20 protein-coding genes and 1 tRNA gene are annotated in these 24,958 nt (G+C 70.5%); 17 read left to right on the top strand and 4 right to left on the bottom strand.

The genetic code is table 11. The features are described 5' to 3' along the window. The first annotated feature begins 5 nt into the window (after positions 1-5). Genes FHX50_RS07645 through FHX50_RS07660 form a run of 4 tightly spaced genes read left to right on the top strand, consistent with a single transcriptional unit; the run spans position 6 to position 4,032 of the window. The gene (locus FHX50_RS07645; RefSeq protein WP_183376257.1) at positions 6-1,445 is read left to right on the top strand and encodes a dihydrolipoamide acetyltransferase family protein; all 1,440 of its coding nucleotides are present in this window, start codon (positions 6-8) and stop codon (positions 1,443-1,445) included. A gap of 3 nt (positions 1,446-1,448) precedes the next feature. Then, positions 1,449-1,964 (top strand): fluoride efflux transporter FluC, encoded by a 516-nt coding sequence (locus FHX50_RS07650; protein ID WP_183376259.1) that lies wholly within the window; start codon positions 1,449-1,451, stop codon positions 1,962-1,964. Next, entirely contained in the window at positions 1,961-2,347 is a 387-nt protein-coding gene (locus tag FHX50_RS07655) for a fluoride efflux transporter FluC (protein ID WP_183376261.1), read from the top strand. Before FHX50_RS07650 ends, FHX50_RS07655 begins: the two co-directional genes overlap by 4 nt. Further along, positions 2,344-4,032, top strand: coding sequence for a CopD family protein (locus FHX50_RS07660; protein ID WP_183376263.1), 1,689 nt, complete (start codon positions 2,344-2,346; stop codon positions 4,030-4,032). The genes FHX50_RS07655 and FHX50_RS07660 overlap by 4 nt, the downstream gene beginning before the upstream one ends. Here the strand turns inward: FHX50_RS07660 and FHX50_RS07665 are convergent. Beyond that, positions 3,990-5,195 carry an NAD(P)-binding domain-containing protein gene (locus tag FHX50_RS07665; protein ID WP_183376265.1) on the bottom strand — a complete coding sequence of 402 codons (1,206 nt, stop codon included), beginning with the start codon at positions 5,193-5,195 and terminating at the stop codon, positions 3,990-3,992. The genes FHX50_RS07660 and FHX50_RS07665 overlap by 43 nt on opposite strands. Before the next feature lie 111 nt (positions 5,196-5,306). Here FHX50_RS07665 and FHX50_RS07670 point away from each other — a divergent pair, with 111 nt between their 5' ends. Genes FHX50_RS07670 through FHX50_RS07685 form a run of 4 tightly spaced genes read left to right on the top strand, consistent with a single transcriptional unit; the run spans position 5,307 to position 11,423 of the window. Further along, positions 5,307-6,587, top strand: coding sequence for an O-acetylhomoserine aminocarboxypropyltransferase/cysteine synthase family protein (locus tag FHX50_RS07670; protein WP_183376267.1), 1,281 nt, complete (start codon positions 5,307-5,309; stop codon positions 6,585-6,587). Between the two features lie 9 nt (positions 6,588-6,596). Further along, on the top strand, positions 6,597-7,289 hold the full coding sequence (locus FHX50_RS07675; protein WP_183376270.1) for an HAD family hydrolase: 693 nt from the start codon (positions 6,597-6,599) through the stop codon (positions 7,287-7,289). Then, positions 7,282-9,207 (top strand): redoxin domain-containing protein, encoded by a 1,926-nt coding sequence (locus tag FHX50_RS07680; protein WP_183376272.1) that lies wholly within the window; start codon positions 7,282-7,284, stop codon positions 9,205-9,207. Before FHX50_RS07675 ends, FHX50_RS07680 begins: the two co-directional genes overlap by 8 nt. Then, positions 9,207-11,423 (top strand): hypothetical protein, encoded by a 2,217-nt coding sequence (locus FHX50_RS07685; RefSeq protein ID WP_183376274.1) that lies wholly within the window; start codon positions 9,207-9,209, stop codon positions 11,421-11,423. The genes FHX50_RS07680 and FHX50_RS07685 overlap by 1 nt, the downstream gene beginning before the upstream one ends. 70 nt (positions 11,424-11,493) lie before the next feature. Here the strand turns inward: FHX50_RS07685 and FHX50_RS07690 are convergent, their stop codons facing one another. Then, positions 11,494-13,926, bottom strand: coding sequence for an ATP-binding cassette domain-containing protein (locus FHX50_RS07690; RefSeq protein WP_183376276.1), 2,433 nt, complete (start codon positions 13,924-13,926; stop codon positions 11,494-11,496). A gap of 110 nt (positions 13,927-14,036) precedes the next feature. On the opposite strand from FHX50_RS07690, the gene FHX50_RS07695 reads away from it, so the two are divergent. Beyond that, on the top strand, positions 14,037-15,302 hold the full coding sequence (locus FHX50_RS07695; protein WP_343064063.1) for a GmrSD restriction endonuclease domain-containing protein: 1,266 nt from the start codon (positions 14,037-14,039) through the stop codon (positions 15,300-15,302). A 55-nt stretch (positions 15,303-15,357) separates the two neighbouring features. Here the strand turns inward: FHX50_RS07695 and FHX50_RS07700 are convergent. Beyond that, a tRNA-Gly gene (locus tag FHX50_RS07700) sits at positions 15,358-15,431 on the bottom strand. Between the two features lie 84 nt (positions 15,432-15,515). On the opposite strand from FHX50_RS07700, the gene dcd reads away from it, so the two are divergent. Next, complete coding sequence (gene dcd, locus FHX50_RS07705) at positions 15,516-16,106, top strand: dCTP deaminase (RefSeq protein ID WP_183376278.1); 591 nt, start codon at positions 15,516-15,518, stop codon at positions 16,104-16,106. Beyond that, positions 16,103-16,798 carry a hypothetical protein gene (locus tag FHX50_RS07710; protein WP_183376280.1) on the top strand — a complete coding sequence of 232 codons (696 nt, stop codon included), beginning with the start codon at positions 16,103-16,105 and terminating at the stop codon, positions 16,796-16,798. The genes dcd and FHX50_RS07710 overlap by 4 nt, the downstream gene beginning before the upstream one ends. Positions 16,799-16,819: 21 nt before the next feature. Here the strand turns inward: FHX50_RS07710 and FHX50_RS07715 are convergent, their stop codons facing one another. Beyond that, entirely contained in the window at positions 16,820-18,199 is a 1,380-nt protein-coding gene (locus FHX50_RS07715; RefSeq protein WP_183376282.1) for an MFS transporter, read from the bottom strand. A gap of 72 nt (positions 18,200-18,271) precedes the next feature. On the opposite strand from FHX50_RS07715, the gene FHX50_RS07720 reads away from it, so the two are divergent. Genes FHX50_RS07720 through mnhG form a run of 6 tightly spaced genes read left to right on the top strand, consistent with a single transcriptional unit; the run spans position 18,272 to position 24,711 of the window. Further along, positions 18,272-21,151, top strand: coding sequence for a Na+/H+ antiporter subunit A (locus tag FHX50_RS07720; protein ID WP_183376284.1), 2,880 nt, complete (start codon positions 18,272-18,274; stop codon positions 21,149-21,151). Next, a complete protein-coding gene (locus FHX50_RS07725) occupies positions 21,141-21,734 on the top strand; it encodes a Na(+)/H(+) antiporter subunit C (RefSeq protein WP_183376286.1) in 594 nt (197 codons plus the stop codon). The genes FHX50_RS07720 and FHX50_RS07725 overlap by 11 nt, the downstream gene beginning before the upstream one ends. Then, positions 21,734-23,296, top strand: a complete 1,563-nt coding sequence (locus tag FHX50_RS07730; protein ID WP_183376288.1) for a Na+/H+ antiporter subunit D — start codon at positions 21,734-21,736, stop codon at positions 23,294-23,296. Before FHX50_RS07725 ends, FHX50_RS07730 begins: the two co-directional genes overlap by 1 nt. Next, positions 23,293-23,862 (top strand): Na+/H+ antiporter subunit E, encoded by a 570-nt coding sequence (locus FHX50_RS07735; protein ID WP_183376290.1) that lies wholly within the window; start codon positions 23,293-23,295, stop codon positions 23,860-23,862. Before FHX50_RS07730 ends, FHX50_RS07735 begins: the two co-directional genes overlap by 4 nt. After that, the gene (locus tag FHX50_RS07740; protein ID WP_183376293.1) at positions 23,855-24,157 is read left to right on the top strand and encodes an MrpF/PhaF family protein; all 303 of its coding nucleotides are present in this window, start codon (positions 23,855-23,857) and stop codon (positions 24,155-24,157) included. The genes FHX50_RS07735 and FHX50_RS07740 overlap by 8 nt, the downstream gene beginning before the upstream one ends. Continuing rightward, positions 24,154-24,711: a monovalent cation/H(+) antiporter subunit G gene (gene mnhG, locus FHX50_RS07745; RefSeq protein WP_183376295.1), complete on the top strand. Its 558-nt coding sequence runs from the start codon at positions 24,154-24,156 to the stop codon at positions 24,709-24,711. The genes FHX50_RS07740 and mnhG overlap by 4 nt, the downstream gene beginning before the upstream one ends. Positions 24,712-24,958: the final 247 nt, after the last annotated feature.

Genomic DNA, 24,958 nt, shown 5'->3' on the forward strand with positions numbered 1-24,958 from the left:
CCGCTATGAGCGACATCGTCACCGTTCAGCTGAACGACCCGGGCGAAGGCCTGACCGAGGCCGAGATCATCGAGATCCGCGTCCAGGTGGGCGACCGGGTCGAGATCAACGACCCCATCGTCACGGTGGAGACCGCGAAGAGCGCGGTGGAGCTGCCCTCGCACGTGGCGGGCACCGTCGCTGCGATCCACGTCGCCGTCGGCCAGGAGGTCCCCGTCGGCGATCCGCTGCTGGACATCGACACCAGCGGGGGAGGGGCCGACGGATCCGCCCCCGCCAGCAGTGCCGACGCCTCGGCCGCCGACGCTGACGCCGGCTCCGCAGCTGGCGCCGTCGCTGGTGAGGCCCCTGCGGGTGCGCAGGCCGCCGCCGAGACCGGCGGTGACGACGCGGCCGCCGCAGCGGAGGAGCCGAAGACCCTCGTCGGGTACGGCGCCGCCGCTCCCACCGCCCGCCGGCGCCGCCGCACCGCCCCCAGCGGTGATGACCAGAAGCAGGTGCCGATCGACCGCATCCTCGCCAAACCGCCCGTGCGGAAGATGGCGAAGGACCTCGGCGTGGCGCTGCACGACGTCCTCGCCACCGGTCCCGGCGGCACCGTCACCCGCGAGGACGTCCTCGCCGCCAGCCAGCGCGCCCTCGACGGCGACTTCTTCCCCGATGACGCCCCGCAGGCCCCCGAGGACCTGTCCGGGTCGATGAAGGCGCCCCGCAGTCAGCCGTTCCCCGGCGTCACCAGCGACGACTCCACCACCCGCGTCCCGATCCGGTCGGTCCGCAAGCGCACTGCTGAAGCCATGGTGTCCTCCGCGTTCACCGCGCCGCACGTCACTGTGTTCAACGAAGTGGACATGACCGAGACGATGGAGCTGATCGCTCAGCTGAAGGCGTCCCGCGAATGGTCCGACATCCACATCTCCCCGCTCGCGGTCCTCGCCCGCGCCGTGCTCGTGGCGATCCGCCGCAACCCGGAGGTCAACGCCTCCTGGGACGAGGACGCGCAGGAGATCGTCTACAAGCACTTCGTGAACCTCGGCATCGCCGCCGCCACCCCGCGCGGCCTCATCGTGCCGAACATCAAGGATGCGCACCTGATGACCCTGAAGGAGCTGGCGCAGTCCATCACGGAGCTCGCGCAGACCGCCCGCGCCGGCAAGACCACGCTGTCCGCCACCCGCGGCGGCACCATCACCATCACGAACTTCGGTGTGTTCGGCATCGACTCCGGCACCCCGATCCTCAACCCCGGGGAGTCGGTGATCGTCGGCTTCGGTGCGATCAAGGAGAAGCCGTGGGTGGTGGACGGCCGGATCGAGCCCCGGAGGATCTGTCAGCTCGCCGTCAGCTTCGACCACCGCCTCATCGACGGTGCGCTCGGCTCCGAACTGCTGCGCGACATCTCCGCCGTCCTCGAACGCCCCCAGCTGGGCCTGGTCTGGGGCTGAGGCATGACCGAACGGTCGTCACGCCGCTCCGACCTGATGCACACGGCGGAGTTCCACGCCGTCACCAGCGCGGACCTCGCCGATGACCGCCCCGCCGAGGCGCCCGAACCCGGCGCTGGGCTGACCGCCCTGCTCGTCGGCGTCGGCGGTGCCCTCGGCGCCGCGATGCGCTGGTCCCTCGAACTGCTCTACCCGTTCTCCGTCACGCCGACGCTCGCGGAGATCCCCGTCGCGACCCTCAGCGCGAATGTCATCGGCTGCCTGGTCGCCGGCCTCATCGCCGGTGTCCTGGACGCGCGCCCCGACACCCCCGGGTGGGTGCGGCCGCTGACAGTCGTCGGGTTCTGCGGCGGCTTCACCTCCCTGTCCACGTTCATCATCGGCGTCGGCTCCATCATCGGCGGTCACGCCGCCCTGGTGGCACTGGAGTACGCGTTCCTCACCGTCGGCCTGGTCGTCCTCTCGGTCGTGTTCGGCTTCGTCGTGGGCCGCGCCGGAGCGAAGAGGAGGGTCGCATGATGCCCCTGGCGATGGTCATGCTCGGCGGCGGCCTCGGCGCGCTCACCCGCTGGTCGCTCACTCTCATCGACCGCGACACCGACGATGAGCGCATCCTGCTCGACTTCCCGTGGGCGACGTTCAGCGCGAACGTCCTCGCCTCCTTCGTGCTCGGCGTGGTGGTGAGGATCCTCGGCTCCTCCACCGACCCGCTGAAGGAATCGCTCCTGCTGCTGCTGCTCGCCACCGGCTTCTGCGGCGGCATGTCCACCATGAGCACGTTTGCGCTCGAGCTGCTGATGCTGGTGCGCCGCTCCTCCACCGTCACCGCTGTGGGGTACCTGACCCTGTCGATGGGCTGTGCGATGGCGGCGTTCTGGGTGGGCACTATGTTGGTCCCATGATCGTCCTCGCCGCCGCTCTGATCCTGGCGCTCGCCGTATCCGCGGCGGGCGCTCTGTTCGCCGAGGGCAGCGCCGCGGTCCTGTTCGACGCCGCCGGCCCCCTCACCCAGTACGGTCTGCCGCTGGTCGGCACCGTGGTGGACACCGCCATGCTGCTGGTGCTCGGCGGCTGCGTCCTCGCCGCGTGGATCCTGCCCGCTGCGGCACCCGTCGGCCCTCAGCGCACCCGCATCCTGCAGATCGTCGCCGGCGCCGCCGTCGTGTGGACCCTCGGGGACATCGCCCACCTGCTGCTGTCCTACTCCCTCGCCACCGGGCAGTCCCTCGGATCCGGCCGCTTCGGCTCCGACCTGCCGGTCTACCTCGCCTCCGACCTCGGCCGCTGGCTCATCGTCGGCATCCTTCTCGCTGCTGCCGCCAGCGTCACCGCCCTCACCGGCACCAGCCGCAGCACCGCCGTCATCACCGGCGCCCTCGCGGCCCTGGCCCTGTTCGGCAAGGCCATGACCGGCCACGCCTCCGGCGGCTCCGACCACGAGACCGCCACCAGCTCCCTGCTGTTCCACCTCGCCGCGGTCGCCGTCTGGGTGGGGCCCCTGCTGCTCCTGCAGCTCATCCGCGTGGACGATGCCGCCCTGCGCGCCCGCATCATCCGGCGCTTCTCCGCCGTCGCCCTGATCGCCTGGACGGTCCTCGCCCTCTCCGGTGTGTGGGCGCTCTGGGTGCGGATCACCTCCGTCAACGACCTGGTCGCGGTCCCGTACGGGCAGCTCGCCACCGGCAAGATCCTGCTGCTGCTCGTGCTCGGGGCAGCCGGCTGGGGGCAGCGCCGCCTCATCGCCCAGCGGGCCGACGGGTTCATCGCCCTGGCCCGGCTCGAGGCCGTGCTGATGATGCTCGCGGTCGGCCTCGGCGCCGCCATGAGCTCCTCCCCGCCGCCCGCCCCCGAAGCGGAGGTCGTGCCCGGCCCGGCGGGCCTGCTCACCGGGTTCCCGCTGCCGCCGAACCCGCAGTGGGGGATCCTCACCGAGCTGCGGCCGGACGTGTTCGCGATCTTCACCGCCGGCATCCTCATCGCCGTATGGCTGTGGGCGGACCTTCCGCACCGCCGAACCCTCGTCACCGCAATGGTCCTGTTCGCGCTGATCCAGTCCAGCAGCATCGCCGTGTACGGCAAGGTCCTGTTCTCCGCGCACCTCATTCAGCACCTGGTGCTGCTGGCCGCCGTCGGCCTGCCCCTGTCGCGCCTGCTGCCGTCGGCGTGGATCGCACGGATCACCGGGCGGCGCCGCTGGGTCCTCACCGCGGCGCCGCTGGCGATCATGGTCCTCTGGTACCACTGGCCGGCCGCGCTGTGGGCAGCGCTGGACACCCACACCGCGCACCTGGCGATGGTCCTCTCCGCCGTCGTCGCCGGTGTCATCTGGGGCGCCGTGTCACGGGCATGGGCCCCGTCGGTCCTCATCCTCCCGGCGCTGTTCGCCGCATGGGGCTTCGCGCTCACCATCAGCGACCGCGTGCTCGCGCCCTCCTGGTTCGGCGCCACCGGCCGCACCTGGCTGGCCGACGCGCTCGCAGATCAGCGAAGCGCCGCACTGGCCCTCGTGACCGGTGCGGCGCTCATCGCGATCGTGCAGGTGCTTCAGCGGCGCACGCGGCCCCGCGCGAAGATCGACCGGGCCTGATCCAGGCCCTCCTCGAGGCCGGCGCGGGACGACGTCCGCACGCGCGCGAACTCCTCGGCTGCGGCCGGGTCGATCGCCTGGGCGCGCAGCTGCAGGGCAGCGATCTCCGCCTGCGACTGCAGCAGCGGGATCGTGCCCGTGGTGGCGCTGACCTGGCCGAGGACCGCAAGGTCTCCGCGGTCGCGGGGGAACGTGTCGAGGTACATGTCCGCGGTCAGCGCTGGGTCGATGACATCCACCCCGGCTTCGTGGCCGGTCGCGAACACGACCAGGTCGAACGACTCCAGCGGCAGGTGGCGGCCGTCGAGTGCGAGGGCGATGCGGTGGTCTCGCACCAGCGGCAGCAGCTCATCGGACACCACCGGTTCGGACTCCAGCAGCGGCGTGGACGGCAGCGGCAGACCCGCCGCCTCCTGGTCGCCCTGCAGAGCGGACACCGCCTTCGCCGCGATCTTCTCGTTGAGGCGGCCGAGGAACCCGGGCTTCGCCGAAGCGATCGCATCCGCCGGGACGGGGCCGATCGAGCGGGGCACCACCCAGCGGCGCTCCTCCCACAGCATCGTGATGCGGCGGTCCGGGTCTCCAGCGAGATCCACGGCGACATCGGCGGCGGACTGCGTGGAGCCCACCACGAGGACGCGACCCTCCGGGGTCTGCTCGGAGCCGGCGTAATCATCGGAGTGGATCCAGCGGACACCCGCGTCCTCCACATCCCAGCGCAGCTGGGTGGGCAGGATGCGGCGCGTCGACGCCCCGGTGGCGACGATGACCGCGCTGTACGGGCGGACCTCACCGGTGGAGAACTCCACCTCCCACAGCCCCTCCTTCAGCGAGCGAGCGGAGCGCACCTGCGTGTTCGGCTCGAACTCCTCGGACAGGTCCGCGTGCGCCACGAACGCCCGCAGGTACATGCCGTACTGCTCCGCGGTCGGGAACGTCGGGAAGGAGACGGGCATGCGCAGGCCGTCGAACTCCGTCATCGACTTCGAGGAGTGCATCCGCATGCCGGGCCATGCCGGGGCGTCGGGCGCCTCGGTGCACCACACGCCGCCCACCTGAGGGCGACCGTCGACCAGATCGAACGGGAGGCCGGCCCGCTTCAGATAGGACGCGGCGGCCAGGCCCGCGGGGCCGGCGCCGATCACGAGCGTCTTCTTGGGCATAGGGAAAACCTTCCGTGCAGAGGCTGAGCTGAAGCCATCCTAAACGGGCGCCCCTGTCATGTTCCTTCACGGACCTCGACCCGCTCGCGCCTGCGCTGCGAGGATCGCTCCATGACCCACAAGTTCAGCACCCTCGCCATCCACGCAGGCCAGACCCCTGATTCCGATCACGGCTCCCGCGCCCTGCCCATCCATCAGACCACCAGCTACGTGTTCCCCGACCAGAACACCGCCGCCGCTCGCTTCGCCCTCGCCGAACCGGGCCAGATCTACACCCGCATCACCAACCCCACCCAGGGCACCGTGGAGGACCGCATCGCCGCCCTCGAGGGCGGAGCGGCCGGCCTCCTCGTCGCCTCCGGGCAGGCCGCCATCACGTTCGCCGTGCTCAACGTCGCCCGCGCCGGCGACTCGATCGTCGCGTCCCCGTCGCTGTACGGCGGCACCTCGAACCTCTTCACCCACACTCTGCAGCGGCTCGGCATCACCACCCACTGGGTGCAGAACCCGTCGGACCCCGAGTCCTGGCGCGCCGCAGCGGACGAGACCACGAAGCTGTTCTTCGGTGAGACGATCCCCAACCCGAAGCACGACATCCTCGACATCCGCGCCGTCGCCGACACCGCCCACGACATCGGCGTCCCCCTCATCGTGGACAACACGGTCGCCACCCCCTACCTGCTGCGCCCCCTCGAGCACGGCGCGGACGTGGTCATCCACTCCGCCACGAAGTTCCTCGGCGGCCACGGCACCGCCATCGCCGGCGCCATCGTCGACGGCGGCACCTTCGACTTCACCGCCCACGGCGAGAAGTTCCCGAACTTCACCGAACCGGACGAGTCCTACAACGGGCTGCGCTTCGCAGACGTCCCCGCGCCGTTCGCGAGCCGCGCCCGCGCGCAGCTGCTGCGCGACATCGGCGCCGCCGTCTCCCCGTTCAACGCGTTCCTCATCGCCCAGGGCATCGAGACGCTGCCGCTGCGCCTGGACCGGCATGTGGAGAACGCCCGCGCCGTCGCCGAGCACCTGGAGGGCCATGCGGGCGTGAAGTCCGTGACCTGGGCGTCGCTGGACTCCTCCCCGTACAAGGAGCTCGCGGACCGGTACGTCCCCAAGGGCGCCGGTGCGGTCCTCGGGTTCGAACTGGAGGGCGGCCTCGAGCAGGCCTCCGCGTTCGTCAACGCCCTGGAGCTGTTCTCCAACCTGGCGAACATCGGCGATGTCCGCTCCCTTGTGGTGCATCCCGCCTCCACCACCCACTCCCAGCTGACCGCTGAGGAGCTGGAGGCGCTCGGCATCTCGTCCTCGTTCATCCGCCTGTCCGTGGGGCTGGAGGACATCGACGACATCATCGCGGACCTGGAGAGGGGGTTCGCGGCCGTGGGCGCCTAGAGTGGAGGGATGCTCCCCGATTTCACGCCCCGAGCCCTCGTCTTCGACTGCGACGGCCTGCTGCTGGACACGGAGTCCCTGTGGAACCGCACCCAGCAGGCCGTCCTCGCCGATTACGGCACCACTCTCACCGACGAGCAGGAGGCCGCCATCATGGGCACCACCCTGCACGACACGGCCACGATCATCGCCGGTGCAGCCGGCCGCTCCGTCGAGCAGGTGAAGAGCGACGTGTCCGAGCACTTCACCCGGTCCCTGCACGGCAGCATCGAGGTGATGCCCGGTGCCCGCGAGCTTCTCGCCTCCCTGCACGGCCGCATCCCGATGGCGGTCGCATCCAACTCGTCCCCGGACGAACTGCAGCTGAAGCTGGAGGAGGGCGGCCTGATCGGCTTCTTCGACTCCCTGCACTCCGCCGGCAGTGTGGAGCGGCCGAAGCCCGCCCCGGACATGTACCTCGCCGCGGCCCGCGACCTCGGGGTCGAACCGGAGCACTGCCTCGCGTTCGAGGACTCACCCGTCGGCGGCCGCGCCGCGAAGGCCGCCGGCATGCGCCTGGTCGGCATCCCCTCCACCGCGCTGCCCGTGGACGTCGCCGACGTGCAGGTGCAGTCGCTGTGCGACCCCAGGCTGATCGAGTACCTCGCCGATAGGCTGGGCGCTGTTCCTTCCACCGCCGAGGAGACCCCTGATCATGACTGACACCCTCGCCACGCCCGAGCGGCCCGACGCCCCGGAGCTGCGCGGCCGCTCCTGGCTGAACACCGGCGGCGCCGCCCTCACCCTCGATGACCTCCGCGGCAAGGTCGTGGTGCTGGACTTCTGGACGTTCTGCTGCGTGAACTGCCTGCACGTCCTGGACGAACTGCGTCCCCTGGAGGAGGAGTTCGGAGACGTCGCCGTGGTGGTCGGCGTGCACTCCCCGAAGTTCGAGTTCGAACGCGACCCGGACGCCCTGGCCGCCAACTGCGAGCGGTACGACGTCCACCACCCCGTCCTCGACGACCCGGAGCTGCGCACCTGGACCGCGTACGGCGCGAAGGCATGGCCCACCCTGATCGTGCTGGACACCCACGGCCGCATCGCCGCGTCCATGTCCGGTGAGGGCCACCGCGAGAACCTCCGCGGCATCATCGAGCGCCTCGCCGCCGAAGGCGAGAGCGACGGCTCCCTGCGCCGCGGCCCGGCCCCCACCGTCATCGAGGAGCGGGAGCTGCAGCCGCTGCGGTTCCCCTCGAAGGCGGTCCGCCTCAACGACGGCCGCTGGGCCGTCTCCGATGCCGGCCAGCACCGCGTGGTCATCACCGAAGCGGACGGCTCCACGGTCTCCGAGGTCATCGGCACCGGTCAGCGCGGCTGGGCCGACGGGGAGGCCGGCGAGGCCCAGTTCGCCGAACCGAACGGCATTGCCGTGCTGCCGCCCGAGGTCGCCGACGAGTGCGGCTACGACCTCGTCGTCGCGGACACCGCGAACCACCGTCTGCGCGGCATCGCCCTGGGCCATGCCCGCCTGCTGCGCTCCCGCACCGCGTCCGTGGTGCGCTCCCTCGCCGGCACGGGCCGCCAGTGGATGCAGGGGGAGCCGCTGGCGTCGTTCTCCGGCAGCCCGCTGGCGTTCAGCCTCTCCACCCCGTGGGACCTGCAGTACGATCCGGTGTCCCGCCAGGTGCTGATCACCATGGCCGGCATCCACCAGCTGTGGGCGTACACCCCGGCCGTGGTCGACGACAACGGCGAGTTCGGCGACACCGGCGCCATCGGCGTCATCGCCGGCACCACCCAGGAGGGCTCCGTGGACGGCCCCCTGCACGACTCCTGGTGGGCGCAGCCGTCCGGCATCACCGTGGACGGCTCCGGCTCCCTGTTCGTTGCGGATTCCGAGACCTCGGCCATCCGCATGGTCGACCATGAGCGCCAGGCCGTCACCACCCTCGCGGGTGCTGGCCTGTTCGACTTCGGATACGTGGACGGCCCGCTGGAGACGGCGCGCTTCCAGCACCCGCTGGGCATCACTGTCATGACCGATGGCCGCATCGCCGTGGCGGACACGTACAACGGCGCGATCCGGATCGTGGATCCGTCGCAGGACTCCGTGGTGACGATCGCGACGGGCCTGAACGAACCGTCGGATGTGCAGAACGCCGACCCGATCGACGGGGTCGCGCAGCTGATGGTGGTGGAGTCCGGTGCGCACCGCATCAACTGGATCTCCGCCGCCCCCGCCGCAGAGCAGTACATCGACACGGGCGCGCAGGAGACGCAGCGTCCCGTCACAGATGTCCCGGCCGACGGGCGCCTGCGCGTGGACGTGCTCTTCACCCCGCCGGAGGGCCACAAACTGGATGACTCCTACGGCCCGGCCACCAAGGTGTCGATCACGACGACACCGCCGGAGATGCTGCTCAGCGGCGGCGGTGACAGCACGGACCTGTCCCGCACGATCGAACTGGACCCGTCGATCCCGGAGGGTGTTCTGCATGTGAACGCCCGCGCCGCCAGCTGCGACGCGGACCCGGCGAACGAGTTCCCCGCCTGCCACATGCACCAGCAGGACTGGGGTGTGCCGATCGCGCTGGCCGACGGGGCCCCTGACCACCTCGACCTCTCACTGCTTGGATGATGCCCGACTTCTCGCTCGGAACTGATGTCCTCTGGTCCCTGATCGCGCTGGCCGTGGTGTCGGCGGCGCTGATCGTGGTGCCGCTGGTGCTGGAGCGCCGCGGCGCGGCCCGTCCCGATTCCACGCTGCGGCTGGCGCTCGCGGACCTGCTGAACGCAGCCGCTCGTCCCGCGCTCATCGGTGGCGTCATCATCGCGGTGCTGCTGCTGGTGGTGCCCGGCGGGATGGACGTGCGGTTCATCCGCGCGGGTGCTCTGCTCGTCGGCATCCTGGTGGGTGTGCTCACCACCTGGCGGATGATCACCCCGCTGGCGTCGGCGGTCCCGCCCGTGGACGCCGCCGATGCACCTGAACCCGGCTCCGGCGAGCCGGGCACCGCGGCCGCGGAGACGGCAGCGCCGGACACGTCAGCACTGGGTGCTGCCGGTCTGCTCACCGCGATCGCCGTGTTCCTGCTGCAGGCGAGCGCGGGCATCCCGCTGATCACCGCGGCGGGCGGCCTCGCCCTGTTCCTCGCCGCCCTGCAGGCGGTGCGGTCGGTAACGGGCGTCGGAGCGATCAGCGCCCACCTGCTGGTGGGGGTCCTGGAGCGCGAAGAAAAGGTCGCGCCCGGCGCCTCCGCGGAGCGGGCCGACGCCGCACTCGACCGCGCGTCCGGCACCCTCCTGCGGGCCGTCCTCGCGCTGCTGCTGCCGGGTGCTGTGATCACTGCCGGCGGCCCCCTCATCGGTGTGCACGCCGTCATCCTCGGCCTCATCGGTGTGATCGCGATCCAGGTGGCGGCTGTCCTGCCGCACCTGCTGGGCCGCCTGTTCCCGCAGTCGGCGGTTCTGCGCACCGCGATCGGTGCCGGGATCCCGCTGGCCGGCCTCATCGCCGGACTGGTGCTGTGGCTGCCGAGCCGGTACTCCCAGCTGCGGATGGCGCAGGCCGGGCACGGCTTCTACGACGATCCGCTGCTGCTGTCGATGTTCGTCTCCCCGAACCCCGACGGGTCCCCGCCCGCCCCGCTGAACCGGGATGTGCTGGAGCCGCAGATGGAGGAGATGGCGCGGAACTTCCACCAGTTCCAGGAGGGCCTCGATGATTCCCCGGCGGTGCAGCGCGTCGCCGACGAGATCGTGCTGCACGGGCAGAACCCGTCGGCCCTCATCGGCATCGCCCTCGGCATCGGCGCGCTCTCCGCTCTCGCCATCGCCGTCCTCAGCCACCGCATCACCGCGGGAGAGCTGGTGCAGCGGCAGGCCCGCACCGGCCGCACCGGCCACATCGGCGCGCAGCTCGCAGGGTTCGGCACCACCGCCCTCGTCGTCACGGTGAGCGGCGCGGTCCTCGCCGCCGCCGGCACCGGTCTGCTGGTGCTCACCACCGGCAACCGGGAGTTCGCGCTCATGCTCACCCTCGCCGCGGCGCTCGCCGCCGCTGTGGTGCTGTCCGCTCTCGGCGAGGCGCGCTCACGGGTGCTGACGGGGGCCGTCCTCGGTGGTGCGCTGATCGGTCTGCTGGTGCCGATCTCGAACGTTCTGGGCGGCACGAAGCGCCTGCCGGTGCTGTGGGAGGACCGCGCCCTGCGCAGCGACGCCCTCTCCTCACCGACGATCCTCGCCGGTGGCCTCCTGGGCCTGGTCAGCGCCGCGATCCTCGCCGGGCTGCTCGCGGAGGCGCTGCGCCGCACCACCGCGGACTCCGTTCTCGATGCCCGCGACGCCGCTGACTCGGGCGCTGACGCGCCGCTGGAGTCCCGCGCGGTCCGCGGCCGCACGCTCGCGCTCGTGCCGGTGCTGCTCGCTCCCGCGGGCATCAGCGTGGCGGCGTTCGGCATCGGCGGCGCCGCCCTGCAGTCCTACGTCGCGGTCCTCGCGGCCGCGGCCGCGACCCTCACCGTGGTGGCGGCGGTGCGGGAGCGCACCGCGGTGGCGGCGCTCGCCGAGTACCACGCGGACCGCTTCGGCGGCCGCGGCTCCTGGGGCCATTCCGCTGTCACCGTGGATGCAGCATCCGCCCGCGTCACGGCGCTGATCGCGCAGGCGACCGCTGCGGGCGTCGCCGCGGCGGCGATCCTCGCCGCGGTGCTGGCGCCGTTCGTCGCCCAGGTGGGGTCCGATGGGTCCAGCCCGATCCTGCGCCTGCTGATCGCGGTGTGCGGCGTGCTGGTGATCGTCGGCATGTGGGCGCAGGTGCGCGGCGTGAAGGAACCGGACCTGCGGGACGACTGACCCCGTCGGCCCGCCCCGCCGCTGAGGCCCGGCGGGATGCACGGGAGCGCCCCGGCTGGAACGGCGCGAGTCAGAGGCAGTCGCCGGTCGCAGTTCCCGAGGCCGCCACGACAGCGGGAGTGCCCTCGGCGACGATCCTGCCCGCGTCGAGGTCGATCACGTGGTCGCAGCCGGCGACCACCCGCATGTCGTGCTCCACCACGATCACGGTGGCGCCCGCGTCGACCAGGCGGTTCAGCTCCGCCACCAGCAGGTCCACATCCGCCGGGTGCAGGCCCGTGGTCGGCTCATCCATCAGGTAGACGGTGCGGCCGCGCGCCGTGCGCTGCAGCTCCGTGGCCAGTTTGATCCTCTGCGCCTCGCCGCCGGACAGCTCCGTGGCGCTCTGCCCGAGCCGCAGGTACCCCAGCCCGATCGCCTGCAGGGCCCGCAGCGCCCGCGCCACCCGCTGGTCCTCGGCGAACACCTCCACTGCGTCATCCACGGTGAGGGCGAGGACATCGGCGATGGTGAGGCCGTTCCACTGCACGTCAAGGGTGTCGGGGGCGTAGCGCTGCCCGTGGCAGGTGGGGCAGGTGGTGAAGCTGCCCGGCAGGAAGATCAGCTCCACTTCGATCTGGCCGACTCCGGAGCAGTCGGGGCAGCGGCCCTCGGGGGAGTTGTAGGAGAAGCGGCCCACGCCCCAGCCGCGTCGCTTCGCCTCCTCGGTTCCGGCGAACAGCTGCCGCACCCGGTCGAACAGGCCGGTGTAGGTGGCGAGGCAGGACCGTGGCGTGCGGCCGATCGGCTTCTGCGTGATGTGCACGAGCCGGTTCACCCGGTCCGCGCCGGTGACGCCGCCGAGCACCGGGGCGGAGTCGTCGGTGTCGGGGCCGACGGGGTCCGCGGCATCAGCGGGGTCGTCGTCGTTGACGGTGGTGCGGACGTTTTCGCTGAGGGCCCGCCCGATCACCTCCGTCAGCAGGGTGGTCTTGCCGGCGCCGGAGCGGCCGGTGATCGCCGTCAGCGTGCCCAAGGGGACGCGGACGGTCACGTTCTGGAGGGTGCGGGCACTCGCGCCGGTGATGACGAGTTCGCCCGCCGCGGCCCGGGCGTCGCCGGGTCCGGTCGGCTGGGGCTTCTCGGCCCCGAGGTAACGCGCGGTCTGGGATGCGCCGACGGACTCCAGCTCATCCGTCGGGCCGGAGAACAGGACCTCGCCGCCGCCTTCACCGGCGCAGGGCCCCACATCGACGATCCAGTCCGCCTGCGCAACGAGGGACATGTCGTGCTCCACGATGAGCACGGAGTTCCCCTGCTCGATGAAGTCGGTGAACAGGTCCTGCAGGATCCCCTTCTCACTGGGGTGCAGGCCTGCTGACGGCTCATCCAGCACGTAGGCGACGCCGAACAGGCCGGAGCGCAGCAGGGCGGCCAGGCGCAGGCGCTGCAGCTCGCCGGTGGAGAGAGTGCGGGCCTGCCGGTCCATGCTGAGGTGTCCGAGGCCGAGGCCGGTGACGGCGTCCAGCACCGGCAGGACGGTGGGCAGCAGGATCCGCTCCGCCTCCTCCTGCGGGGTGGTGGGGTCACCGGCGCGCTCGGCGCGGTCCGTGAGGAGGGCGCGCAGGTCCTCCAGCGGCATAGCGGTCATGCCGACGATGGAGCGGTTGAGGTACCGGAAGCGGAGCGCTTCGGGGGTGAGGCGGTGGCCGCGGCAGTCGGGGCAGGTGCTGCGGTTCATGTGCTTGAGGGCGCGGGCGCGGGTGTGCTCGGACTTCGAGTTCGCGGCGGACTTCTTCAGGTGGTCGGCGGCGCTCATCCACTGGCCCTGGTAGGTGCGCTGCGTCTGCGAGGGGGAGCGCTCCGGGGTCACCGTCACCACGGGGGTCTCATCGGTGAACAGGACCCAGTCGCGGGTGTCCTGCGGGAGGTCCTGCCAGGGGGCGTGGACGTCCACGCCGAGGACGGCGAGGATGTCGCGGAAGTTCTTGCCCTGCCAGGCGCCGGGCCAGGATGCGATCGCGCCGTCCATGATGGACAGGGTCGGGTCCGGGACCATGGAGGACTCCGTGGGCTCCATGAGGTAGCCGGCGCCGTGGCAGCGGGGGCACTGCCCCTCGGCGGTGTTGGGGGAGAAGGAGTCGGAGTAGAGCTGGAGCCCGTCCGGATGGGTGCCCACGCGGGAGAACAGCAGCCGGATCGAGTTCGAGAGGTTCGTCAGGGTGCCGACTGTGGAGCGGGCGCCCCCGGCGGCGGTGCGCTGCTCGAGGGCGACCGTGGGTGGGATGCCGTCGATGTGCTCCACCTGCGGGTCCACCGCTGAGCCGATGAGGCGGCGCGCGAACGGCGCCACGGACTCCAGGTAGCGGCGCTGCGATTCGCCGTGGACCGTGCCGAACGCGAGCGAGGACTTGCCGGAGCCGGAGACCCCGGTGAACGCCACGACCTTCCCGCGGGGGAAGTCGACGTTCACGTGGCGGAGATTGTGCAGGTGGGCGTCGCGGACGCGGACGAGATCGGACATGAGGCCACGGTAGCAACGGTCCGTGAGACCACTGCGGCGCGGCAGTCCGATCCGCGCCGCACAGCGCAGTACGCTGGTTCCTCACTGCTGCTTCAATGATCGGACGGTTCGTGTCTCTTCCCCCTGAAACCCGCCGCCTCATCGGCTGCGGCACCGGCTGCTGCACTGCGCTGATGGTCCTCCTCATCGGCTTGCTGGTGGCGATCGGCGTGATCGCCGGCGACACCACCGCGAGCCCTGAGCAGACCCGCCCCGGCATAGAACTGAGCGAAGCCCCCACCGGCGAGCCCAGCACGGCGACGCCTGCGTCCGCGCCCCCGTCGGCCTCCCCGACGCCGTCGGCCACCGCGACCGCGCAGCCGACCACTCCCGCCGCCTCGAGCGCGGCCCCAACCCCGGCGGCGAAGCCGTCCACCGCGCAGACCCCGTCGGCCGCCCCCGCTCAGAAGGGCTCCCCCGCCCCGGCTGACGGGACCGCGCTCGCGACCCTGCGCACCCTCGAGGTGAAGGGCCGCGCACCCGAAACCGGGTATGACCGGGACGACTATCAGTGGCGCCAGGACACCGACCACAACGGCTGCGACACCCGCAACGACGTGCTGCGTCGCGACCTCCAGGCCGTGATCCTCAAACGCGGCACCAGGGGCTGCGTGGTAGCGGCCGGGCAGTTCACCGACCTGTACTCCGGGAAGGTCATCACCTTCGACGAACCCTCCGACGCGGACATCGACCACATCGTGGCCCTGCAGAACGCGCACGTCACCGGTGCGTTCCGCTTCGGTAGTGCGAAGCGTGTGGAGCTCGCGAACGACCCCCTCAACCTGATCGCGGTGGATGCATCCCTCAACCGGCAGAAGGGCTCTGCTGACGCCGCGACCTGGCTGCCGCCGAACACGGCGTTCCGCTGCGAATACGTGGCGCGGCAGATCTCCGTGAAGAAGAAGTACGGTCTGTGGGTGACCCCGCCGGAGCGCGACGCGATGGAGCGCATCCTCACCTCCTGCCCCGACCAGAAGACCTACTCCAGCGCGTCCCTGGCGTGGCCGGGCCGCGGTGAGGGGGACGTGATCGGCGAAGGGGAGCGCCCGAAGCCTGTCAGCGGCAGCGATTCGACGACCAGCGAACCGAAGAAGAAGCAGCCCGCTTCGTCGCCGAAGCCGGCCGCTCCGAAGAAGGAGCAGAAGCAGGGCGTCGTCGGCGACTCCCAGAAGAAGCCCGCCTCCGGGCGGGAGCCGAGCGGCGGCTCGGTGCGGTTCAAGAACTGCCGGGAGGCATGGGATGCGGGCGCCGCGCCCCTGCGCCGCGGCGACCCCGGTTACGAGTCGAAGCATGATGGCGACGGCGACGGCGTCGCCTGCGAGAAGCGCCCGCGCTGACACCCGCGGCAACGAGTGAACCCCAGGCCAGCCGGGGCTGGAACCTGGGGTTCCGTGGAGCGGGTGACGGGAATCGAACCCGCGCTGTCAGCTTGGGAAGCTGAAGTTCTACCATTGAACTACACCCGCGTACCCCGTCAGCTTAGCCCCGGCACGCCCCGTCGGCCAAAACGAGGGGGCCGCAATCACGGCCGGGCCGGGTAGTCTGGGGGCGTGTTGCTTTCGGATCGCGATATTCGCAGTGAGATCGAGCAGGGCCGCATCCGCCTGACCCCGTTCGATGACCAGTTCATCCAGCCGGCGTCCGTCGATGTGCGCATCGACCGGTTCTTCCGGCTGTTCGACAACCACAAGTACGCCATGATCGACCCTGCCGAGCAGCAGGACGAGATGACGCGCCTCGTGGAGGTGGACCCGGACCAGCCGTACATGCTGCATCCCGGGGAGTTCGTCCTCGCCTCGACCTACGAGACCGTGGAACTGCCCGACAACATCGCTGCCCGTCTCGAAGGCAAATCCAGCCTCGGCCGCCTCGGCCTGCTCACCCACTCCACCGCCGGGTTCATCGACCCCGGGTTCGACGGCCACATCACCCTCGAACTGTCCAATATGGCGACCCTGCCGGTGGCGCTGTGGCCCGGAATGAAGATCGGGCAGCTGTGCTTCTTCCGGCTGTCCTCCGCCGCTGACAAGCCGTACGGCAGCGCCGGCAACCTCAACCGCTACAAGGGGCAGCGCGGACCGACCGCGTCCCGCTCCTACCTGAACTTCCACCGCACCCACATCCCCAAGGAGACCGCATGAGCCACCGCCTGCTGGCCGACGACCCGATCGACCTCGACGCCGTTCACTCCCTGGTGCGCTCCCGCTACCCCGAAGCGACCCACAACCTCGACACCATCGAGATCGGTCAGGGCGCATCCTTGACCTCCGCGGGGGAGCGCGAACTCACCCTCGAGCCCGGTGACGCGGAGGGGATGGAGGATCTGATCGTCGCGATCGCCCGCCGCATCGGCGGGAAGGCGGAGCTGGAGGGCGGCCACGAGATCGAGCCGAGCCGCTTCGACGTTCCCGCCCTCGACGTCATCTCCCCGTACGCACTGGAGGAGGACGACACCCTCGCTGTGGTGAAGGGTCTCATCCGCGAAGCCGTGCTCGATGAGGGCCCCCACGCGAACGGAGCCGCCCACCAGATCTCCGCCGCCGTGTTCCCCTTCGCCGATGTCATCGTGCGGGCCCGGCCCCTCTTCGATGGCGAAGTGATGACGGTGGCGCACGTGGACTGGGTGAAGGAGGGCGCGGTCCGCTACCACGTGTCCCTCACGCAGCGGCCCGACCGCGAAGAGGGCCAGGGGCTCGATGACGCGGCCCGCCGGCGGATGGAGCGCGAGGCCTACCTGGCGTGCGCGGCGGTGGCCAAGCAGCTGCACGAGAAGGTCGGCGGATTCATCGTGGACGGCGACGGCTTCCTCGTCAACCCCGACGACATCCACTGACGACGCCTCACCGCGCGGGCATCACCCGTCGGCCTCCCGCTCCTCGGCGGGGGAGGGGCCGACGGGTGCCCGCCCCGCGGCACCGAGCCTGACCGGCAGGAACAGCACCAGGCCCAGCAGCAGCACCGCCACGATCCCGAGGATGCCCATCGTGACCCCGCCCAGGTGCGTCACCGCGAGGGTGAACGCGCCGGTGCCGAGGAATCCGAACGCGCGCCCCGAGGTGGCGTACAGGCCGAAGTTCTCGGTGTAGCGGTCCGGGTCGCTCAGGCGCGTCAGCAGGGTGCGGCTGGAGGCGTTGATCGGCCCCACGAAGAAGCACAGGGCAAGACCCGCCGCCCAGAACGCGGCCGCTGTGCCGGCTACGAGGATCACGCAGCCCAGCACGATCACCGCCACCAGGGACGCGACGATGACGGCGCGCGGACCCATCCGGTCCTCAACACGCCCACCGATGAAGACACCCACACCGGCGATGAGGTTTGCGGCGATGCCGAACACGATGATCATGACGGTGGAGAAGCCGTACGCACCGGCCGCGATCACACCGGCGAGTGTGAACACGGCGCCGAGCCCGTCGCGGTACACCGCTGACGCCACCAGGAAGTGCAGCATCTGCGGTTCGTCGCGCCACGTTCGCACGAGCCGGCGCCCGATCTGCCGGTAGCCGTCCCACGGGGTCCAGCGCGGGGCCGACGGGTCCCGCGGCGACGGCGGCACCCACCGCATGATCGGAAGGGTGAACACGACGATCCACAGGGCCGTGAACAGCGCGATGGCGCGCAGGTTCCAGCCGCGCTCAGAGGTGATGCCGAGCAGACCGGTGCCGGGCATCACGAACAGCACCAGCACCAGCACCATGCAGATGATGGAGCCCCAGTAGCCGAGCGCCCACGCGGTCCCGGAGATGCGGCCGCGGTTCTGCTCCGTGGAGATCTGCGGCAGCACCGAGTTGACGAACACCAGCGCCAGCTCCGAGGTGACCACGGCGGCGGCGATGAGGATGCAGCCCCACAGCACGAAGTCGGGGTCCATCGCGACCGTCACCATCAGCGCCACCAGCACCCCGGTGGCGAGGGTGGTGATGCGCAGCAGGGTGTTGCGGTGGCCACCGGTGTCGGCGAGGGATCCGAGCAGAGGGGCGAGCAGTGCGACCGCGACCGCGGCCCACATCTGGGTGCTGGACAGCAGCGCGGAGGCGCGGTCCGTGGCGGCCTGCGCCGCGGCGGGGTCCTCGATGCCGGCGGTGGCGACCCCGGTGGTGATGTACGCCGCGAACACGAAGGTGAGGATGACCGACGAGAAGGCGGAGATTCCCCAGTCCCATAGGCCGAACGCCCGGATCTGCGCGGCGAGGGCGGAACGGCGGGGCGTGAGTGGGCCCTCCTGAACTGCGGTCATGATTCTAGAATAGGCGGCGCGGTCGTTAGACTGGGACCATTCCACCCTTCCCCGGCCAGGACGGAGAACGCCGTGTTCACAGCTCTCGCCGTCCACTTCGCCGCGGCGGCGCTCGCGCCGGCCCTCGTGCGCCGCCTGGGACGCGGAGCCTTCTACCTGCTCGCCCTGGTGCCGGCCGCCACCGCCGTGTACGCCGCGGTGCTGGGTCCGCAGGTGATCGCCGGCTCCCCCGTGGTGGAGGCGCACCCGTGGATCCCGCAGTTGGGCATGACGCTCACGCTGCGGCTCGATGCTCTTTCCTGGGTGTTCCTGCTGATCGTCTCCGGCATCGGCGCCCTGATCTTCGCCTACTGCGCCCGCTACTTCAGTGACTCCGAGCCCGGGCTGGGCCGCTTCGCCGGCGTCCTGCTGGCGTTCGCCGGTGCTATGGCGGGTCTCGTCATCGCCGACGACATGATGCTCCTGTTCATCTTCTGGGAGCTCACCACGATCTTCTCGTACCTGCTGATCGGGCACTACCTGACGAAGCAGGCGTCGCGCCGCGCCGCCATGAACGCACTGATCTCCACCACCATCGGCGGCCTGGCGATGATGGTGGGGTTGCTGATCATCGCACACGACGCGGACTCCATGCTGCTCTCGGACGTGCTTCAACGCCCGGAATCCGTCGGCGTGGTGGCCCTCGTGCTGGTGCTGGTCGGCTGCGCCACCAAGAGCGCGCTCGTGCCCGGGCATTTCTGGCTGCCGGGCGCGATGGCCGCCCCCACCCCGGTGTCCGCGTACCTGCATGCCGCTGCGATGGTGAAGGCCGGCATCTACCTGCTGCTGCGGATGGCGCCGTCACTGGAGCTCTACGATTCGCTGCGGATCGCGGCGGCTGTTCTCGGTGTGGCCACGATGGTCCTCGGCGGCTGGCGGGCCCTGCGCCAGTTCGACATCAAACTGCTCCTCGCCTACGGCACCGTGTCGCAGCTCGGCTTCATGGCCGCGATCGCTGCCCTCGCCACCGATCAGGCCGTGTTCGCGGCGGTGGCGCTCGTGATCGGGCACGCCCTGTTCAAAGCGTCCCTGTTCATGGTGGTCGGTGCGATCGACAAGTCGTACGGCACGCGTGACCTGCGGCGCCTGCACGGCGTGTGGAACGACGCCCCCGCCCTCGGCATCATCGCGATCCTCGCTGCCGCGTCGATGGCGGCGATCCCGCCGCTGTATGGGTTCATGGCGAAGGAAGCGGTGTTCACCGCGATGCACGAAATGGGCGGCTGGGGCCTGCCGGTTCTGGTCGGCGTCACCGCCGGTTCCGTGCTCACCGTCGCCTATTCGTGGCGGTTCATCGCCGGGGTGTTCCCCGGTGAGGGAGGCATCCTGGAGCGGCCCGTCCCCGTTCTGTTCTGGGCCCCCGCGGCGCTGCTCGTGGCAGTCTCTGCTGCTCTGATCCCGCTGGTGGGAGCTCTGAACACTGTGCTGCACGCGATCGTCACCGGCCCGTTCGACCTGCACGTCGTCCCCGTGCTCGGTCTCCCGCTGCTGGCCAGCGGCATCGCCATCGTCGGCGGTGTCCTCCTCGCGCTGTGGGCCGACGGGTTCGAGGCGCTCCAGAAGCGCGTCTCCCCGCTGGAGCGGCCGTGGGGGAAGTATGTGGACGCCGAACGCGGCTTCCGTTCATTCATGCGCGGCATCGACCTTGTGTCGGTGAAGACCACCGCCCAGTACCAGAGGGGCTCCCTGCCGCTGACGGTCGGCACGATCCTCGGTGTGATGATCATGCTGGCTGGTGTGCTGATCCTGACCCGCGGCTTCTGGCCGCAGAACGTTGTGGCGTTCCACCACTGGAGCGAAGCAGCGATCGCGGTGCTCGCCATCGGCGCCGGCATCGGCGCGGCGAGGAGTCGCCGGCGCCTGCGTGCCGCGCTGCTGCTGACCGGCAGCGGCTACGCCGTGGCGCTGCTGTTCATGGTGGCGGGCGCCCCCGATGTTGCGGCCACGCAGCTTCTGGTGGAGACCGTGGTGACGGTGGTGTTCGTGCTCGTGCTGCGCCGCCTGCCCACCCACTTCTCCATCCGGCCCCTCAAGCGGGACCAGTGGTCCCGGTGGATCTTCGCGATCGGCACCGCGATCGTGGTGTGCCTCGTCGCCGTGTACGCGGCGTCCGCGCGCAGCGCCGATCCGACGGGACCCGACCTCATCGACGCGGGCTACGAGATCGGCGGCGGCCACAACACAGTGAACGTGACGCTCGTGGATGCCCGCGTGTGGGACACCATGGGCGAGATCGCGGTGCTGCTCGTGGTGGCCTCCGGGGTGGCGTCCCTGCTGTTCGTCACCAAGAGCGAGAACCATGTGATCCGCGTGCGGGATGTGAACCAGACCGTGCCGGTGTGGCGCCGCAGCCAGGACGCGGACCTGCCGGACAACATCACCCACTTCGACGCCACCCCGGAGGAGGCCGACGGCAACCGCTGGCACACCTGGCTGCACGCCTCGAAGACCCTCGCCCCGGAGCGCCGCCTCGTGATGATCGAAGTGATCACCCGCGTGGTGTTCCCGCTGCTGATGGTGCTGTCGGTGTACCTGCTGATGGCGGGCCACAACCACCCCGGCGGCGGCTTCGCCGGCGGTCTTGTGGCCGGTCTCGCCGTCACACTGCGCTACCTCGCCGGCGGCCGGTTCGAATTGGCGGAGGCGATGCCGGTGCAGGCTGGGCATGTGCTCGGCGCCGGCATGGCGATCGCTGTGCTCTCCGGCGCCGCGCCCCTGCTGTGGGGCGGCGGCATCTTCGACTCCGTGGTCCTGCACCCCGTTGTGCCGGTGATCGGCGAGGTGGAGCTCGCCAGCGCCCTTGTGTTCGACATCGGCGTGTACCTCGTGGTGTTCGGCATGGTGCTGGACTTCCTGCGCACCCTCGGTGAGCAGATCGATCGACAGCAGGAGGCTGAGCTCAGTGCCCATTAGCCTCACACTCGTCATCGTCTCCGGTGTGCTCATCGCCTGCGGTGTGTACCTGGTGCTGGAGCGCACCCTGACCCGCATCATCATGGGGTTCGTGCTGCTGTCCAACGGCATCAACCTGCTGTTCCTGATGGCGATCGGTGTGCCCGGCAGGCCCCCGTTCCAGGGGGCGGCGCCGGTGGAGGAGATGAGCGACCCGCTGCCGATGGCGATGGTGCTGACCGCGATCGTCATCTCGATGGCGCTGTCCGCGTTCGGGATGGCGCTGGCGCACCGCGCCTGGCAGCTGTTCGGCCACGACGAGGTCCCCGACGACGTCGAGGACCGACGGGTCCGGGCGCGCACCCGTCGGCGCCGCTCCTCGAAGGCGACCGGGACGCCGACAGGCCCCCAGCGGGCCCTCGTGGACCTCGTCGGCGCCGAGGCCGACTTCCCCGACGACGACCATGACGAGATCTCCGACGACCTCACCTCCGACGACCACGTCGAAGGCCCGGAGACGGAGGCTGATGAGGAGACCGTGCGCACCGTGATCATCCCGCCGAAGGGCCAGCGAGGCAGTCGGCCGACGGGAGGGGAGTGCTGATGGATCCGGCAACCCTCATCGCCCTGCCGGTCATGCTGCCGCTGCTGGGCGCGGCCGTGGCCCTGCTGACCCGCCGACGCCACCGCCTGCAGCTGTGGGTCACCATCTCCACCCTGGTCGCGATCCTCGCGGTCGCGGCCATGCTGGTGTTCTACGCCCACACCGGTGACGTGATGGTCCTCCAGATCGGCCGCTGGACCCCGCAGCTCGGGATCGTGCTGGTCGTCGACCGCCTATCAGCGCTGATGCTGCTGGTGTCCTCCATCGTGACGCTCGCGGTCCTCGTCTACTCCAGTGCGCAGTCGAACGCGGGGCGCGCCGAGCGGACACCCGTGGCGATCTTCCACCCGTCCTACCTGGTGCTGGTGGCGGGAGTGTCGATCGCGTTCGTGGCGGGCGACCTGTTCAACCTGTACGTCGGGTTCGAAGTGCTGCTGTCGGCATCGTTCGTGCTGCTCACCCTCGGCGGCTCGAAGGAACGAGTCCGAGCCGCCACGGTGTACGTCATCGTGTCGATGCTGTCCTCCATGATCTTCCTGGTGGGGATCGCCGCCGTCTACATGGCCGTGGGCACCGTGAACTTCGCTGAGATCGCTGTGCGCATGGACCACATCAGTGAGAGCACGCGGCTGATGATCGAGTTCGTGCTGCTCGTGGCGTTCGGTGTGAAGGCGGCGATCTTCCCGCTGTCGGCCTGGCTGCCCGACTCGTACCCCACCGCACCCGCTCCCGTCACCGCCGTGTTCGCGGGTCTGCTCACCAAGGTGGGCATCTACGCGATCATCCGCCTGGAGACCCTCCTGTTCCCGTTCTCGGAGATCTCCACCCTGCTGCTGGTGGCGGCCGGTCTGTCACTGATCATCGGCATCTTCGGTGCGATCGCCCAGACGGACCTGAAGCGCGTGCTGTCCTTCACCCTGGTCAGCCACATGGGGTACATGCTGTTCGGCATCGGAGTGTCCACCCAGTTGGGGATGACCGCGACCGTGTTCTACGTGGCGCACCACATCACCGTGCAGTCCACCCTGTTCCTCGCCGCCGGGCTCGTGGAGTACAGGGGCGGGTCCACGAATCTGGCGAAGCTGGGCGGGCTGGCGAAGCTGTCCCCGGTGATCGCGATCCTGTTCTTCATCCCGGCGATGAACCTCGCCGGCATCCCGCCGTTCTCCGGCTTCATCGGGAAGGTGGGGCTGATCCGCGCCGGCATCCAGTCGGACACCTGGCTGTCCTGGACCCTCGTGGCGGTGTCCGTGATCGCCAGCCTGCTGACACTGTACGCCATTGCGAAGGTGTGGAACCGCGCGTTCTGGCAGTCGGCGCCGCCCGAGGTGCTGAAGCAGAACCCGGACATCCCCGAGGCGCCGTACGCCGCGACCGCCGCCCTGGTGGCCGTGACCATCGCGCTGACGGTGGTGGCGGGTCCGCTGATGGGCTACGCCGAGGAGGCGGCGAAGTCGCTGCAGGCGCGCGCCCCGTATGTGAGAGCGGTGCTGGGCGATGAGGGCGTGGACCGCATCGTGTACCGGCTCGGTGAGGACGGGCAGCGGGTGGTGCAGCGATGAGCGAGCTCAGCAGGCGCCTGCGCGGCCTTCCCGAGCATGTGATCGGCATAGCGGTCTCACTGATCGTGTGGTGCGGTCTGTGGGGCGGGCCGACGCTTCTGAACGTAGTGGGAGGGGTCGCTGTCGTCCTCCTGCTGGAGCTGATCTTCCCGATGCCGGCGATCGGTCGCGAGTTGACTGTGCGACCGGTGGCGGCGGTGATGTTCCTCGCCCGGTTCTTCTTCGACATGTTCCGCTCCGGCCTGGAGGTGGCCTGGGCGGCGATCCGGCCGCGGCCGGTCCCCGACTGCTCGGTGGTGGGGGTGCAGCTGCGGTCCAGATCGGACCTGTTCCTCACCTTCACCGCGATGCTCGCCACCCTCATCCCGGGTTCCGTGGTGGTGGAGGCGCAGCGCTCCAGCGGAACGGTGTTCCTCCACGCCTTCGACGTCACCACCCCCGAGGAGGTGGAGGAGTTCCGCCAGTCCATCCTCGACCAGGAGGAGCGGGCCCTGCGGGCATTCGCCCGGCGCGAGGTTCTCGAAGGGGCCGGCTTCAGCGTCCGGAAGGGAGGGCGCGATGCCTGACTGGGTGATTCTGGTGGCGGGCATCATCCTGTCCCTGTCCACGATCCCGGTGATCTACCGGATGGTGGCGGGCCCCACGATCCTCGACCGGTCGGTGGGGGCGGACATGCTGATGGTGTTCGTGCTGCTCGCACTGGCGCTGTTCACAGCGGCCACGCATTCCACCTTCGCCATTGTCGGGATGTTCGCGATCACTGCGCTCGGCTTCATCGGCACGATGGCGGTTGCCCGTTTCGTGTCCCGTGAGGAGACTTCGCAGGCGAAGGACAAGAGTGACGGGGTGAAGCAGCTGTGACGGCGTTCCTCTCCAGTGCTCTTGTGCTCGCCGGCGCGATCATCGCCGGCATCTCCACCATCGGACTGCTGCGCTTCCCGGATGTCCTCACGCGGATGCATGCGGCGTCGAAGCCCCAGACGGTGGGGATGATCCTGTTCCTCGTGGGCGTCGCAATCGATGTGGGCTCCGTCAGCGTGGCGGCCCTGCTGGCGATGGTGGGCCTTGCCCAGATGGTGACCGTGCCGGCGTCCAGTGCGATGGTGGGCCGGGCCGCGTTCCGCCGCGGCTTCATCCACGACGGTGAGTATGCGGTCGATGAGCTGTCGCCCCGCCTGGCGATGGGCGGGGAGCCCGATGATGACGACGACGGGTTCATCGACGAGTACGCGGGGCCGGGGGATGCCGATCCGGCGAGCGCGGAGTCGCTGCCGGACAACCGGTTCATCCACACCTCGGGGCTGGACCTGGCGGAGCTGAAGAGCTGGGCTGCAGACTCCGGCACGGACGGCCGCGTGGATCTCGGTCCCGAGGACGACCGGACCGACCGCGACGCGCCGAACCGCCCCGCCTGAACCGGCGCCCGGAACCGGCACCCCTCGCTTCCGCGAACTTCAGGTGAATCATCCACCTCAGGACGGCCCGTGAGGTGGATGATTCGCCGCACGTTCGGAAACAGGTGGGGGCGGGGGAGAGAGGGTGGGGCGGCCCACGCCGCCGGGCATGACAAAGCGGCCGACGTCCACCGGCCCCATCTAGGGCCAGCAGCCGTCGGCCGCCGCTGTCAGGTGATCAGGGCTCCCGGCCGGTCGGGCTCAGCTG

Origin of the sequence: Helcobacillus massiliensis (genome assembly GCF_014191425.1) — a bacterium.
Lineage (GTDB): Bacteria > Actinomycetota > Actinomycetes > Actinomycetales > Dermabacteraceae > Helcobacillus > Helcobacillus massiliensis.